This is a genomic window from Symbiopectobacterium purcellii, from assembly GCF_019797845.1.
In the GTDB taxonomy this organism is placed as follows: domain Bacteria; phylum Pseudomonadota; class Gammaproteobacteria; order Enterobacterales; family Enterobacteriaceae; genus Symbiopectobacterium; species Symbiopectobacterium purcellii.
Map to the genome: position 1 here is coordinate 1,202,409 of NZ_CP081864.1, position 15,095 is coordinate 1,217,503.

Sequence of the window (15,095 nt, forward strand, 5' to 3'; positions counted from 1 at the left end):
CGTCATGCTGTTATTTCACATTACCTCAGGCTGCCCGTGAAACCCGCAACGCTGATGGAACGTAATAGAAAACCCTGACAACAGTTGGTAACTCCTTGGTTAAGTGATGAAATAAGCTCACATTTATCCTGATGGAAAGTACGGATTACACGGCATACCGCACCACCCATACGCTAACTATAGCAAAAGAATCACAGATTATCGCAAAAAATAAGTAAGGTTTTTGACCCTATTTAATCAGATAGACGCGCTGTATAGCCGATATATATAATAAGTGATACTGTGTTTCATAATATTACTTTATTAAATTCTCTTACAAATTTGAGCGAGAATTATCTTATAACGGTTACTTGGCTGGCTTTATCATCACGCGCGCAAAGGAAATTAATGACGTGAGTGGTTGGGAATGGACTTTTATTAACGCATTGATATGTAATAAAAAGCCCTGGACAGGTCTAGGGCTTGAACGGTGCGCTGCTGCCATTGTCAGCGTTTTTTCTTTCTGCCTTGCACGGCCTTAAAACGTGGATTTGTCTTACAAATAACATAAACCCGCCCGTGCCGGCGCACAACCTTACAATCTTTATGGCGTGTTTTTGCCGAACGTAATGAACTGAGAACCTGCATACTTTCCCCCACTGGAAATTACATATTTCGCTATTTTAAAAAATGGCCAAAACGCTTGTTAAACCGTGCCGTACTTCCTTCTTTGGCATACTCTTTTTGTTTCCCGGTGTAATAGGGATGCGATGCTGACGATACATCAATCGTGACATAGGGATAGGTTACGCCGTCCCGCTCGATGGTGCGGTCTGTCTGGATGGTTGAGCCAACCATAAAATACGCATCAGCACTGGTATCGTGAAAGGCTACGGTACGGTAGTGCGGGTGGATATTCGCTTTCATTAAAAACCTAGTTGTTATGTTATAACATAACTAATTGTGCGCTTCTTCGGGTACAAGATCAACCCTCTTGTGTCTGAGGGTTTGACGCAGTGGGGGCAGGGTGGTGGTCAAAGCAGGCGGGCAAAAAAAAGGCCGCTTGCGCGGCCTTTGGGGAATAACTCAGTTACGGTTTTTCAACGATATGGCTGTGTTCAATATCTTCATTTTTCTTGCTAAAGCGGCGGCGTACCACCACAAAGAACACAGGAACAAAGAAGATCGCCAGCACCGTTGCGGTAATCATCCCACCCATTACGCCAGTACCTACGGCGTTCTGTGCGCCGGAGCCGGCACCGGAGCTGATGACCAACGGCACTACGCCGAGGATAAAGGCCAACGAGGTCATCAGGATGGGGCGCAGACGCATACGTACTGCATCAAGCGTCGCCTCCACCAAGCCTTTGCCTTCTTTCTCCATGAGGTCTTTGGCGAATTCAACGATAAGAATCGCGTTCTTCGCCGATAGACCAATGGTGGTCAGCAGCCCTACCTTGAAGTAGACGTCGTTCTCCAATCCACGCATGGTGGCGGCCAGCAGCGCACCAATAATCCCGAGCGGCACCACCAGCATGACGGAGAAGGGGATAGACCAACTCTCATAGAGCGCGGCCAGACACAGGAACACCACAATCAGCGAAATGGCATACAGGGCCGGTGCCTGGTTACCCGACAGACGCTCCTGATAGGACATCCCGGTCCAGTCGTAGCCAATACCTTCCGGCAACTGTCTGGCGAACTCTTCCATCAAGGCCATCGCTTCACCGGTACTCTTACCTGGCGTTGCTTCACCCTGAATCTGCATGGACGGCTGTCCGTTATAGCGTTCCAAGCGCGGTGAACCGTGCGTCCAGTGGCTTTGTGAGAAGGAAGAGAACGGCACCATCTGATTATTGCTACCGCGCACATACCAGCGCTCAATATCGCTTGGTAGCATACGGAACGGCGCATCAGCCTGCACATACACTTTCTTCACACGGCCACGGTCAATAAAGTCATTGACGTAGCTGCCGCCCAGTGCGGTTGCCAGCGTGGCGTTGATATCCGACAGGGACACCCCCAGCGCCTGCGCTTTTTCCTGATCGATATCGATACGGAACTGCGGAGTATCTTCCATGCCGTTTGGACGTACACCGACCACGGTATCAGGACGCTGTGCGGCCATTCCCAGCAGTTGGTTACGCGCCGCGGTCAGTTTCTCGTGTCCCAGGTTAGCCTGATCCAGCAACTGGAAATCAAAACCGGTTGCGGTACCCAGCTCAACGATGGCAGGGACGTTAAAGGCGATAACGATCGCTTCCTTGATTTGCGAGAAGGCAGCGTTAGCCCGACCGGCAATGGCGCCGACCTTGTTTGCCGCACCGGGACGTTCACCCCAGTCTTTCAGACTGGCGAACACCAGACCGGCGTTCTGTCCACGACCGGAGAAACCGAAGCCGTTAACGGTAAAGACCGAGTTAACGTTGTCTTTCTCATTCTCCAGGTAGTGCTTGGTCACTCGCTCCAGCACGCGCTCGGTACTCTCTTGGGTTGCACCGGCGGGCAGTTGCACCATGGTCAAGAGCACGCCCTGGTCTTCTTCCGGCAGGAAGGAGCTTGGCAGACGCATGAAAAGCACGGCGAGGCCAACCACAATCAGCAGGTAGACCACCAGATAACGACCGGTGCTGCGCAAAATGTTGGCAACGCTATCGGTGTAATGGGTGGTGCTCTTTTCAAACAGTTTGTTGAACCAACCGAAGAAACCTGTTTTCTCGTGATGGTCGCCTTTGGCGATCGGTTTGAGCAACGTGGCACAGAGCGCCGGCGTCAGAATCAATGCCACCAGTACCGACAGCACCATCGCGGATACAATGGTGATGGAGAACTGGCGGTAAATGGCACCGGTAGAACCGCCCGTGAACGCCATCGGAATAAACACCGCAGACAGCACCAGCGCAATACCGACCAGCGCGCCCTGAATCTGCGACATCGATTTCTTGGTGGCTTCCTTGGGCGGGAGCCCTTCTTCCATCATTACGCGCTCGACGTTCTCCACCACCACGATGGCGTCATCCACCAGCAGGCCGATGGCCAGTACCATGGCGAACATGGTTAAGGTGTTAATCGAGTAACCGAAAGCAGAAAGAATGGCAAAGGTGCCTAACAACACCACCGGCACCGCGATCGTCGGGATCAACGTGGCTCTGAAGTTTTGCAGGAACAGGTACATCACCAGGAACACCAGCACGATGGCTTCCGCCAGCGTTTTTACCACTTCGTTAATCGAGATCTTAACGAACGGTGTGGTGTCGTAGGGATAAACCACTTTCAATCCAGCCGGGAAGAACTGCTGTAGCTTAACCAACTCGGCTTTAACGGCGGAAGCCGTATCCAGCGCATTCGCACCGGTTGCCAGCTTGATACCGACACCAGCGGCTGCCTGACCGTTGTAGCGCGCAATAACGCTGTAGTCTTCACCACCCAACTCCACGCGGGCGACATCACGCAAGCGTACCTGCGAACCGTCAGCGTTGACGCGCAACAGAATGTTGGAGAACTCATCGGCAGATTTCAGTCGCGTTTGGGCAATGATCGATGCGTTAAGCTTCTGCCCCGGCAGCGGCGGTGTACCCCCCAGTTGTCCGGAGGCAATTTGGTTGTTCTGCACTTTGATGGCAGCCACCACATCGCCAGTGGTCATCTGGAAGCTATTGAGCTTGTTCGGATCCAACCAGATACGCATGGCGTATTGGGCACCAAACAACTGCACGTCACCGACACCGTTGGTACGGCTGAGCGGGTCTTTGATGTTCGCTGCCACGTAGTCAGCGATATCCTGCTGCGTCAATGAGCCGTCTTCAGAAATAAAGCCAGCTACCATCAGGAAGCTGCTGCTCGATTTCTGTACGCTCACGCCCTGTTGCTGCACTTCCTGCGGCAACAGCGGCATCGCCAGTTGCAGTTTGTTCTGTACCTGGACCTGAGCAATGTCCGGATCCGCTTTCGAGTCAAACGTCAGCGTAATCTGAACTGTACCCGATGAATCACTGCTGGATGCCATGTAGAGCAGGTTATCGATACCGTTCATGTTCTGTTCGATAACCTGAGTCACGGAGTCTTGCAGTGTAGAAGCATCCGCGCCCGGGTAGTTCGCCGTTATTTCAATGGCCGGTGGTGCAATGGTCGGATATTGGGCGATAGGCAACTTGATAATTGCCAACGCCCCCGCCAGCATCACCATAATGGCGAGCACCCATGCAAAGATGGGACGATCAATAAAAAACTTAGCCATGAATTACAGGCTCCTGTTAAGACTTCGCAGGTTTTTCTTCACCATTCCCAGGTGCCGTCTCTTTTGCTTTGACGGGCGCGCCCGGTCTGATTTTTTGCAACCCAGTCACGATAAGACGATCGCCTGCTTTAAGGCCGGAGGTCACCAGCCAATTGCTGCCGATAGCCTGGGCCGTCGTGAGCGTGCGTGCTTCAACCTTGTCACCTTCACCCACCACCATGGCGGTGGCTTCACCGCGCGGATTGCGGGTCACGCCTTGTTGCGGCACCAGCAGCGCGTCATTGTTCACGCCTGAATCGAGGCGTGCACGCACAAACATGCCCGGCAGCAAATCGTGTTGCGGGTTAGGGAAGATAGCGCGCAGGGTGATAGAGCCCGTGGTTTCATCCACCGTGACATCAGAGAATTCCAGCGTACCGTTTTGCGCATACTCCGTGCCGTTATCCAGCAACAGACGCACGGTCGCTTTGCCACCAGCTTGTTTCAGCGTGCCTTGTTCCAGCTCACGCTTCAGTCGCAAATAGTCATTACTGGATTGCGTCACATCAACATAGATCGGATCGAGTTGCTGAACGCTGGTCAACGCCGTCGCCTGACCAGAAGCCACCAACGCCCCTTCGGTGACCGTCGATTTACCGACACGGCCTGAAATCGGGGAGAGTACTTTGGTGTAGTTCAGGTTGATGAGCGCAGAATCCACAGAGGCTTGTGCGGCTTGTACGCTGGCTTCTGCCTGGCGCTGTGTGGCCAATGCCTGATCGTAATCCTGCTTGCTGACATAATTGGTGCCAACCAGCGGTTTGTAGCGGTTCACGGTCAAACGGGCGATTTCTGCCTGAGCCTGTGCTTGTGCCAACGAACCTTTCGCGCTGTTGTAAGCCGCCTGATAGGTTGCCGGATCAATCTGGTACAGAGAAGTGCCCGCTTTCACGTCGCTCCCTTCGACGAAGTGGCGCTTCTGAATAATACCGCTCACCTGAGGCCGAACCTCGGCAATGCGGAATGCGTTAGTGCGCCCTGGAAGTTCGGTAATCACGTTCAACGGTTGTGTTTTGAGGGTCACAATGCCGATTTCAGGCGCTTGCTGTCCGCCGCCTTGTTGCTGACCTTCATTTTTATTATCACACCCGGTGAGCGCTAAGCCGCCAGAAAGCATCAGGACTGCCGCCAGAGGCATAAGCCTTCTGTTTTTGTTCATAAATAAACCTCAAGTGTCCGATTTGAATTTGACCAATGGATCACAAGCCCTAAAACCCATTGCTGCGATAATCCTGCAAGCGTGTTATGTTACATACATTCGCGAATGTATGTAACATAACACGCTTCCTTTAAAAAAACAGCGCTATGGCACGAAAAACCAAACAGCAGGCCCAGGAAACACGACAACACATTATTGATACGGCCTTACGCCTCTTCTCCGAGTTCGGCGTCTCCGCCACGTCGCTGGCGGGTATCGCTGCCGCGGCAGGCGTCACGCGCGGTGCGATTTATTGGCACTTCAAAAACAAGGCTGAGTTGTTTGATGCAATATGGGCGTTGTCCGAGACGAAAATTAACGATTTCGAATCTGAGTATCAGGCAAAATTCCCTGATAATCCACTGCATGTGATGCGTGAGCTACTGATCTATATGCTGCGTTTGACGACGACCGACACCCAGTGGCGCTCGATTATGGAGATCAATTTCCATAAGTGTGAGTTTGTCGGTGAAATGTTACCGTCGTATAACGCACGCAAGGCGCTCTATTTCTCCTGCTATGAACAGATTGAGGATAGCCTCAATCACAGTATTCAATTGGGTTTCCTGCCGTCCGATCTGCATTTGCGTCGTGCCGCTGTGACCTTGCGCGCCTATTTCTCCGGTATTCTGGAGAACTGGCTGTTTTTGCCCGAGAGCTTTGATATCCACCAGGAGGCGCCAACCTTGGTAGACAGCTTTGTTGACATGCTGCGTTTCAGCCCGGCGCTCAGGCTGCCGCTTACCACGCCTGTACAAGAAAACGCCGAATAAGATTCAATCTGTTATAACACACTGTCCGTTATAATGAATCGTTACTTTTTCGTCAGGTTTGCGCCGTGCGTTAGCGTGCAGAACCGTGATATTCTTCGCCATTCTTTTTATGCCTGACGACGTATCATGTACTGCAAGTCCCTTTCTCGCGCCCTTGATTTCCCGCGTATTCTATCGATTGTTTCCCGCTGCGTTGCCCTTTTAGTGCTATTTTCCATTGGATTTTCTACTGTTGCACAGGCTGCGACCAGTAATGATATTCCCACGCGCAGTGAGATTCAGGGGCGACTGGACGCGCTTGGCAAACAGAAAAATCTGACAGAAGTCGATAAACTGACGCAGCAGGATCTCACCCACACGCTTGAGTCTCTGGATGCCATTGATCGGGTACGTCAGGAGACGGCGCAGCTAAAGCAGCAGGCGGCGCAAGCGCCCGCCAAACTGCGTCAGGTGGCCGACGATCTGGCGGCGTTAAGCAACAACGATGTTGCCACGGCGTCGCTCGAAACGCTCTCGCTACGTCAATTGGAAACCCGCCTCAATGAATCGCTGGATAATTTGCAGTCGGCGCAGGAAAACCTCTCTGCCTACAACAGCCAGTTGATCTCTTTGCAAACCCAGCCGGAACGTGTTCAAAGCGCATTAACAGCGCTGTCGCAACGCAGTCAGCAGATTCGCAACCAGCTTAACGGCGTGGAGGCAGGGCAGAGTGCGCTGCGTGCCAGCCAGCAAGCGCTGCTGCAAACCGATCAGGCCTTGGTGGGCTTGCAGATGGAGCAACAGCGTAAAAGCCTGGAAGTGAACACCACGCTGCAAGATTTACTACAGAAACAGCGTGACTATGCCTCTGCCCAGATTAACCAGTTAGAGAAAATGGTGCAGGCGTTGCAAGGGGTGCTCAACGGCAAGCGATTAACGCTGTCGGAGAAAACTGCCAAAGAGGCACAAACCACGGAAGACACGCAGCGCATTCAGGACAACCCCTTGGTGAAGGCGGAGATGGAAACCAACCACCAACTCAGCCAGCGCCTGGTTACGGCGACACAGTCGAGCAATACTCTGGTGCAGGAAAGCATTCAGGTGAAAAACTGGCTCGATCGCACCCTGCAATCCGAACGTAACCTCAAAGAGCAGGTTACCGTGCTCAAGGGCAGTTTGCTGCTGTCGCGCATCTTGTATCAGCAGCAGCTTAACCTGCCTTCTGCCTCCTCCATGAACGACATGAGCACGCAAATTGCCGATCTGCGTCTGGAGCAGTTTGAGATCAATCAGCAGCGTGATGTGCTGTTTCGTGGTGACGAATACATCAGCAAACTGCTGGCGGCCAACAAGGGTGTTACGCTGGATGATGAAGTGCACGATGCGCTGGACCAGATCCTTGATACGCGACGTGAGCTGCTCGATCAGCTGAATAAGCAACTGGGCAACCAACTGATGCTGGCCATTAACCTGCAAATCAACCGCCAACAGTTGGTCAGCGTCACGGCGTCATTGCAGCATACGCTGACGCAGCAGATTTTCTGGGTCAGCAGTAATAAACCGATGGATTGGACCTGGCTGAAAGAGTTGCCCGGGGGATTGAAACAGCAAGTACGTCATTCCAATCTGGCTTTCCAGTGGGATGACTGGCGTCAGGGGGCGCTACTCTTTATTGTACCGATGCTGCTGGTGAGCGGGATTATCTATTGGCGGCGGCGTCTTATTGCCGGGTATATCGAGCGCTTGTCGAATGATGTCGGACAGCTAAAACGGGATTCGCAGCGCCATACGCCGCAGGCATTGTTATTGGAAACCGTGATGGTGCTGCCGGGGATTATGCTGATCCTCGCGTTCGGTCTGTGCTTTCACTATGCCGAAAACGCCGTCGGGGATGCCGTGTGGGGCATGAGCCAGCAGTTTGCGCTGCTGTGGTTGGTGTTTGGTTTGCTCTATCGGGCGATGAAACCCGGCGGTATCGGTGAGCGGCACTTCAATTTCAGCGTTTCACTGGCAGCCCACTACCGCCGTCAGGCGCTGTGGCTGGGCGGAGCGCTGCTACCGTTGATCTTCTGGTCGGTTATCGGTGAGAAAGCGCCGCTCTATCTGGTGGATGACGTGATCGGGCAGATTGTGATTTTCTGTAACCTGATTCTGTTAGGCATTCTGGTATTCCCGCTCTGTCGTGACAGTTGGCGGGAAAAAGAGACGCACACGATCCGGCTGATTGTGATTACCGTGATGGCGATCCTGCCGTTGGTGCTGCTGGGCTTGATGGTGTGCGGCTACTTCTACACCACGCTGCGATTGCTGGGGCGCTGGGTGGAAAGCCTGTATTTGTTGCTGGTGTGGAACCTGGTCTATCTCACCACGATTCGCGGTTTGAGCGTGGCGGCACGTCGATTGGCATACCGTCGTGCAGTGGCGCGACGTCAGAACCTGAATAAAGAAGGCGCAGAGGGCAGCGAACCAGCACCAGAGCCGCCGTTGGCGCTGGATCAGATTGGTCAGCAATCGTTGCGGTTGACCACCATGGTGCTGTTGCTTATTTTTTCCGGCGTGCTCTACTGGATTTGGTCCGATTTGGTGACGGTGATGTCCTACCTCGACAGCATTACGCTGTGGCATTACAACGCCACCGTGGCAGGCAATGCCGTGTTGCAGGCAGTGACGCTGGGCAATCTGATGCTGTCGATCATCGTCGCGGTGGTGGCCTATGTGTTAATGCGCAACTTGCCGGGCTTGCTGGAGGTGCTGGTGTTGTCGCGTTTGCAATTGCGCCAGGGGACCTCTTACGCCATTACTACCATGCTGAGCTACCTGATCATGGCGGTAGGCACCACGACGTCGCTCAGTTCGATCGGGGTGTCATGGGACAAGTTACAGTGGCTGGTCACGGCGTTGTTGGTGGGGTTAGGGTTCGGCTTGCAGGAGATTTTCGCCAACTTTATTTCCGGCCTGATCATCCTGTTCGAACGCCCGGTACGCATTGGCGATACCATCACCATTGGCACCTATTCCGGTTCGGTCAGTAAAATTCGTATCCGCGCCACCACCATTACGGATTTCGATCGCAAAGAAGTGATTATTCCCAATAAGGCTTTTGTGACCGAGCGATTGATCAACTGGTCGCTGTCGGACACCATCACGCGCGTGCTGATTAAAATTGGCGTGGCCTACGGCTCCGATCTGGACAAGGTGAAAGCGGTGTTGTTGCAGGCGGCACATGAGAACAGCCGCGTGATGACCGATCCTGAACCGCAGGTATTTTTCCTGGCATTTGGTGCCAGCTCTCTGGATCACGAACTGCGGCTCTATGTGCGGGAACTGCGCGATCGCAGCTATACGGTGGATGAGTTAAACCGCAGTATCGACAGGCTGTGTCGGGAAAATAATATTGATATCGCGTTTAATCAGCTTGAAGTCTACCTGCATAACAAACAGGGCAGTGAAGTGCAGGAGATAAACCGCGCGTTGGGCGGTAACGGGGTAGGTGAACCCGCATAAGCGTTTAAGGGGGGATTCCCACTCGCATAAGGCCAAGCCTTTTTGTTGGTGCAGTGAACATTTCGTGCGCGTTGGCCTACGCGGTTATTTGCACCGTACATCGCACGCGCCCGACACGGGGCGTTCAATCGCCTTCGCCCCGTGGCCCCTGTCTTTGCGCTACTTTATCTGAGGATCGCTCGGCGGCTGGGCAGGCACAGACCCGGTTGCCGCATATGATTTGGATTCATAGTCACGTCGCACAATCTCTAGCGCATCCAGCACCACATTAGGCGCGATATCGCTCTCTTCCAGCAGCATAATCAGGTCTACTGCCAGCTTTACCTCTGGCGGGGCGTTTTCCAGCGACATGCGTTAGGTCCTTTGATTGTGGTTACAGCCCTTGCTCACGCCTTTCCACCTGACGCTCTAAACGCGCCAGCGCCTGACGACAGCGCGCCAAGCGGCCTTCTAGCGCGGCGACCTCACGTTGCAATTGTTGCTGCGCGTTCAGCGTTGTTGCTCTGTCGAGTTGGCTTTCCCGGTCCTGAATCATCAGATTCAGCCGTCGTTCATAGTCCTGGTGTTCTGCCAGCTTTTGATACAGATCGCTGGCAATCGCGATCGGCGTCTTCTCTTCCTGACGACGTAACGCTTGTGTGGAGAGTTCCCGCTGTAACGCGCCGATCTGCGCGACCAGTTTTTCCGTCATGAACGCGACGCGTTCGGTACGGTTTTCTGCTACCAGATGGCGCAAGGACTGAAAATTTTGCTCAACTTCACTCAGATAATCGCGCAAACGCGTGCCATGTGATTGAAACAGCTGCCTGTCAAAACGGGAATAGGCCAACGGCCTGTCTGCCAGCGGAGCGACCGCCTGAGCCAACAGGACCAGTTGATGTTCCAACGCCTGAAGAAAGTGGTGGCGGTTCACAGATTGACCCACATAATGAAATGATAAAACCAAGCTTGCACAGGATTGTCAGCAGGCACAAGCCTTTTGCTTGTGGGAGAGAAAGATGATCGCATCTTAACTAACGTCAGGAAAGGGCGGGATGCTAGAGTGCCAGGGCGTAACGTGAAGAGGATAAGCAGTGATGTATCGTATCGGGTTGGTGGTATTGGGATGGTTAGCGGTTGCGTTGGCGACGTTAGGCGTTGTGTTGCCGCTGTTGCCGACGACCCCTTTCCTGCTGCTGGCTGCATGGTGCTTTGCCCGTTCCTCACCGCGTTTTCATGCCTGGTTGCTCTACCGTTCCTGGTTTGGTCCCTATTTGCGTCACTGGCAGGATCATCGGGCGTTGCCGCCGGGGGCGAAAGGCAAAGCGGTGATAATGATCGTGCTGACGTTCGCCATTTCGCTGTGGCTGGTGGATATGGTATGGGTCAGAGTGCTGCTGCTAACGATAATGGCGGTCTTGCTCACCTTTATGCTGCGTCTGCCGGTTGTTGATCCGCGACAATAAAACCCACCGTGGGCTGTTGCATTTGATCGTCAGTTTGACTAGATTTGAGCGTTTTCGTGTGCCGTTCGCCTCCGGTTATCTCTCAGTATCGATGAGAGGCAAGGAGCAGCAGCGGTCATGGGTAAGATTTTTAAAGCGTACTATCAGGCAAAAGATGATGAGCGTAACCGCACAGCAGTCAGAATTAATCAAAAACAGCATTAAAAGCATTCCCGATTATCCCAAACCGGGGATCTTGTTCCGTGATGTCACGAGCCTGCTGGAAGCGCCCGTTGCGTATGCAACCAGTATTGAGATGCTGGCAAACCGTTTTCGTGACACTGGCGTAACCAAAGTGGTAGGCACGGAAGCGCGCGGTTTTCTGTTCGGTGCCCCGGTGGCACTGGCGTTGGGCGTGGATTTTGTGCCGGTGCGTAAACCTGGCAAGCTGCCACGTCCGACAATTTCAGAAAGCTATGAATTGGAGTACGGCACTGACAGCCTGGAAATTCACACTGACGCCATCAACGCGGGCGACAAAGTATTGGTGATCGACGATCTGCTGGCCACCGGTGGCACCATTGAAGCCACGGTTAAGCTGATTCGCCGTTTGGGCGGAGACGTCACCGATGCGGCATTTATCATTAATCTGTTCGATCTGGGCGGCGAGCAGCGTTTGAATAACCTCGGTATCAACTGCTACAGTCTGGTGAATTTCCCGGGCCATTGATCCTGCCTTTTTTCCGCTGTAAATCTGTTGGCTATCCTCATAAACAGTCTCGCCGTGTCCGGCGAGGCTGTGTTAGCATGGCCTCCTCAATCACACAACCGTTGCGGTATTGATGAGCTATCAGGTACTGGCCCGTAAGTGGCGTCCTCAATCTTTCGCTGATGTTGTCGGTCAAGAACATGTGCTGACCGCATTGGCCAATGGTCTCTCGATGGGGCGGGTTCATCACGCCTATCTGTTTTCCGGCACGCGTGGCGTGGGAAAAACCAGTATCGCTCGCCTGTTGGCGAAAGGACTGAACTGCGAGAGCGGGATTACCGCCACGCCCTGTGGGCAGTGTGCGAATTGCCGAGAAATTGAACAAGGGCGTTTTGTTGACCTGATCGAGATTGATGCCGCTTCGCGCACCAAGGTAGAAGACACCCGCGAACTGCTGGATAACGTGCAATATGCCCCTGCGCGCGGTCGGTTCAAAGTCTACCTGATCGATGAAGTGCACATGCTGTCCCGCCACAGCTTCAATGCGCTGTTAAAAACGCTGGAAGAGCCCCCCGAGCACGTTAAATTCCTGCTGGCGACCACCGATCCCCAGAAGTTGCCGGTCACCATTCTTTCTCGTTGCCTGCAATTTCATCTCAAAGCGCTGGATGTGGAGCAAATTCGTCAGCACCTTGAGCAGGTGCTGCAAGCCGAAGCGATTGCGACTGAACCGCGCGCCCTGCAACTGCTGGCGCGTGCGGCAGAAGGCAGCCTGCGCGATGCGCTGAGCCTGACCGATCAGGCGATTGCCATGGGGCAGGGAGCGGTATTGACCGACGCGGTCGCACGCATGCTGGGCACGTTGGATGCTGAACAACCGCTGGCGCTGATTGAAGCTATCGTCAATGCCAACGGTGAGCAGACCATGGTGTTGCTTCAGCAGGCGGCGTCGCGTGGCGTTGAGTGGGAAGCGCTGTTGGTTGAGATGCTTACGCTATTGCATCGTATCGCGATGGTACAGTTGCTGCCCACGGCGCTCGGACCGGAAGATTCCCCCATTGCCTCGCGCTTGCGCTCCCTGGCGCGTACCGTACCGCCTGCCGACGTGCAGCTCTACTATCAGACGTTGTTGGTGGGACGAAAAGAATTATCCTATGCGCCAGACCGGCGTATGGGCGTTGAAATGACGCTGCTAAGAGCCTTGGCGTTTCACCCGCAGGCGGTGATTGCACCCGTAGCACCCGTGCCAGTGGCAATGAGCGCACCACCAGCGCAGATTGCGCCTGCGCGTCAGACCGTTGCGCCCAGTGCACCGCCATCCCCTGCGGCAGCACCGTCATCGCCGGTAGCCACGCCGGAGGTGGCTGTTGCTCCCGCCGCGCCGCTACCGGATGCGACTTCGCAACTGTTACAGGCGCGTAGCCAGTTATTGCAACGGCAGGGTACGCCGCCGCCAAAAAAGCCTGAACCGGCGGCGCAGGAAGGCGCACGGCCGGGCACGGCGGTATCGGCGTTGGAACGTCTTGCCTCGGTGACGGAACGCAGTCAGCAGCGTCAGGCGGCTGACAATAACGGCGAGGCACAGAAAAAACCTGAGGCGTACCGCTGGCGCGCGCAGCAACAGCAAACCATCGTGACCGAAACCATCGCCACGCCAAAAGCGTTGCGCACGGTGCTGGAATACGAGAAAACGCCGGCGTTAGCGGCTAAATTGACGGAAGAAGCGCAAGCGCGCGATGCCTGGGCGGCAGAGGTGCAGCGTTTACCGCTACCGAAGCTGGTTCAGCAATTGGCGCTTAACGCATTCAAGGTCGACACGGATGACGGCACGGTGACGCTGCATTTACGCTCATCGCAGCGCCACCTGAATTCACCGTCGGCACAAAAAACGTTGCTGGATGCATTGGCAGCGCATTATGGAAAACCCATCACCCTGGTGGTGGTAGAAGATGACGACCCCAGTACGTTAACACCGCTGGAGTGGCGTCAGACGATTTATGAAGAGAAACTGGCGCAAGCGCGCGAGTCTCTGACGGCCGACAAAACGATTCAAACGCTGCGGCGTTTCTTTGATGCGGAACTGGACGAAGAGAGTATCCGCCCCGTTTAACCGCTGCAATTCTTGCAGCCATGCAATAGAGAGAAGCATATGTTTGGTAAAGGTGGTTTGGGCAATCTGATGAAACAGGCTCAGCAGATGCAAGACAAAATGCAGAAAATGCAGGAAGAGATTGCCAGCCTGGAAGTAACGGGTGAATCAGGCGCAGGCCTGGTCAAAGTGACCATTAACGGTGCACACAACTGCCGCCGTGTCGAAATCGATCCCAGCCTGCTGGAAGATTATAAAGAGATGCTGGAAGACTTGATCGCCGCGGCGTTCAATGATGCAGCGCGCCGCATCGACGAAACCCAGAAAGAGAAAATGGCGTCAGTGTCCAGCGGCATGCAGTTGCCGCCGGGCTTCAAGATGCCGTTCTGATGCAAACCAGTCCGCTCCTTGAGTCATTGATGGAGGCACTGCGCTGCTTGCCGGGCGTGGGTCCGAAATCAGCACAGCGCATGGCGTTTCAACTGCTGCAACGCGATCGCAGCGGCGGTATGCGTTTGGCGCAGGCACTGACGCGCGCCATGTCCGAAATCGGCCACTGTGTGGATTGCCGCACCTTTACCGAGCAGGAACATTGCGCGATCTGTGCCAATCCACGTCGGCAGCAAACGGGCCAGATCTGCGTGGTAGAAAGCCCCGCAGATATCCATGCCATTGAGCAGACTGGACAGTTTGCTGGACGTTACTTTGTGTTGATGGGACACCTGTCACCGCTGGATGGCATTGGGCCGGATGATATCGGGCTCGATCTGCTGGAACAGCGCTTAGGGCAGGAAAACCTGACAGAAGTGATTCTTGCCACCAATCCGACGGTGGAAGGGGATGCGACTGCCAACTACATTGCTGAGCTGTGTGCCCAGCACGGCGTAGTGGCGAGCCGCATTGCGCACGGCGTGCCGGTCGGTGGAGAGCTTGAAATGGTGGATGGCACCACGCTTTCCCATTCGCTGGCGGGGCGTCATCCCATCCGCTTGTAGCGGCTGTGCAGCATTTTCTCCGGTGCGGTGTCGTCTTCATCTGACGCCGCGCTGGGGATAAATTGTTTTTTGCTCTTGAAAATCCTTCCTCTTATCCCCACCTTTTGCCTACTGGCCGGAAATACCGGCACCATTCCCATACCCGCTACAGGGATTGAACATTATCAGC

General features: G+C 54.3%; 13 protein-coding genes. 7 read left to right on the forward strand and 6 right to left on the reverse strand.

The features are described from left to right. Window positions 1-486 precede the first annotated feature (486 nt). From ykgO to K6K13_RS05675, 4 genes are all read right to left on the reverse strand, one after another. Window positions 487-627, reverse strand: a complete 141-nt coding sequence (ykgO, locus tag K6K13_RS05660; RefSeq protein WP_195315222.1) for a type B 50S ribosomal protein L36 — start codon at window positions 625-627, stop codon at window positions 487-489. A gap of 30 nt (window positions 628-657) precedes the next feature. Beyond that, window positions 658-906: a type B 50S ribosomal protein L31 gene (locus K6K13_RS05665; protein WP_222159902.1), complete on the reverse strand. Its 249-nt coding sequence runs from the start codon at window positions 904-906 to the stop codon at window positions 658-660. 163 nt (window positions 907-1,069) lie between these two features. Continuing rightward, window positions 1,070-4,216 carry an efflux RND transporter permease subunit gene (locus K6K13_RS05670; RefSeq protein WP_222159903.1) on the reverse strand — a complete coding sequence of 1,049 codons (3,147 nt, stop codon included), beginning with the start codon at window positions 4,214-4,216 and terminating at the stop codon, window positions 1,070-1,072. A 16-nt stretch (window positions 4,217-4,232) separates the two neighbouring features. Continuing rightward, on the reverse strand, window positions 4,233-5,414 hold the full coding sequence (locus tag K6K13_RS05675) for an efflux RND transporter periplasmic adaptor subunit (RefSeq protein ID WP_222159904.1): 1,182 nt from the start codon (window positions 5,412-5,414) through the stop codon (window positions 4,233-4,235). A gap of 146 nt (window positions 5,415-5,560) precedes the next feature. On the opposite strand from K6K13_RS05675, the gene acrR reads away from it, so the two are divergent. Then, on the forward strand, window positions 5,561-6,226 hold the full coding sequence (gene acrR / locus K6K13_RS05680) for a multidrug efflux transporter transcriptional repressor AcrR (protein ID WP_222159905.1): 666 nt from the start codon (window positions 5,561-5,563) through the stop codon (window positions 6,224-6,226). A 126-nt stretch (window positions 6,227-6,352) separates the two neighbouring features. After that, a complete protein-coding gene (mscK, locus tag K6K13_RS05685; RefSeq protein WP_222159906.1) occupies window positions 6,353-9,709 on the forward strand; it encodes a mechanosensitive channel MscK in 3,357 nt (1,118 codons plus the stop codon). Between the two features lie 159 nt (window positions 9,710-9,868). On the opposite strand, the gene rsmS is transcribed toward mscK, so the two are convergent. Together rsmS and priC are read right to left on the reverse strand one after the other, a co-directional pair. Further along, window positions 9,869-10,060, reverse strand: a complete 192-nt coding sequence (gene rsmS, locus K6K13_RS05690) for a pleiotropic regulatory protein RsmS (RefSeq protein ID WP_222159907.1) — start codon at window positions 10,058-10,060, stop codon at window positions 9,869-9,871. 22 nt (window positions 10,061-10,082) lie between these two features. Then, the gene (priC, locus tag K6K13_RS05695) at window positions 10,083-10,622 is read right to left on the reverse strand and encodes a primosomal replication protein PriC (protein WP_222159908.1); all 540 of its coding nucleotides are present in this window, start codon (window positions 10,620-10,622) and stop codon (window positions 10,083-10,085) included. Between the two features lie 163 nt (window positions 10,623-10,785). Here priC and K6K13_RS05700 point away from each other — a divergent pair, with 163 nt between their 5' ends. From K6K13_RS05700 to recR, 5 genes are all read left to right on the forward strand, one after another. Continuing rightward, entirely contained in the window at window positions 10,786-11,154 is a 369-nt protein-coding gene (locus K6K13_RS05700) for a DUF454 family protein (RefSeq protein ID WP_222160980.1), read from the forward strand. Window positions 11,155-11,311: 157 nt separating this feature from the next. After that, window positions 11,312-11,863, forward strand: coding sequence for an adenine phosphoribosyltransferase (gene apt / locus K6K13_RS05705; RefSeq protein ID WP_222160981.1), 552 nt, complete (start codon window positions 11,312-11,314; stop codon window positions 11,861-11,863). A 112-nt stretch (window positions 11,864-11,975) separates the two neighbouring features. Then, window positions 11,976-13,952 carry a DNA polymerase III subunit gamma/tau gene (gene dnaX / locus K6K13_RS05710; protein ID WP_222159909.1) on the forward strand — a complete coding sequence of 659 codons (1,977 nt, stop codon included), beginning with the start codon at window positions 11,976-11,978 and terminating at the stop codon, window positions 13,950-13,952. Between the two features lie 39 nt (window positions 13,953-13,991). Then, on the forward strand, window positions 13,992-14,321 hold the full coding sequence (locus tag K6K13_RS05715; RefSeq protein ID WP_222159910.1) for a YbaB/EbfC family nucleoid-associated protein: 330 nt from the start codon (window positions 13,992-13,994) through the stop codon (window positions 14,319-14,321). After that, the gene (recR, locus tag K6K13_RS05720) at window positions 14,321-14,926 is read left to right on the forward strand and encodes a recombination mediator RecR (protein WP_222159911.1); all 606 of its coding nucleotides are present in this window, start codon (window positions 14,321-14,323) and stop codon (window positions 14,924-14,926) included. The genes K6K13_RS05715 and recR overlap by 1 nt, the downstream gene beginning before the upstream one ends. Window positions 14,927-15,095: the final 169 nt, after the last annotated feature.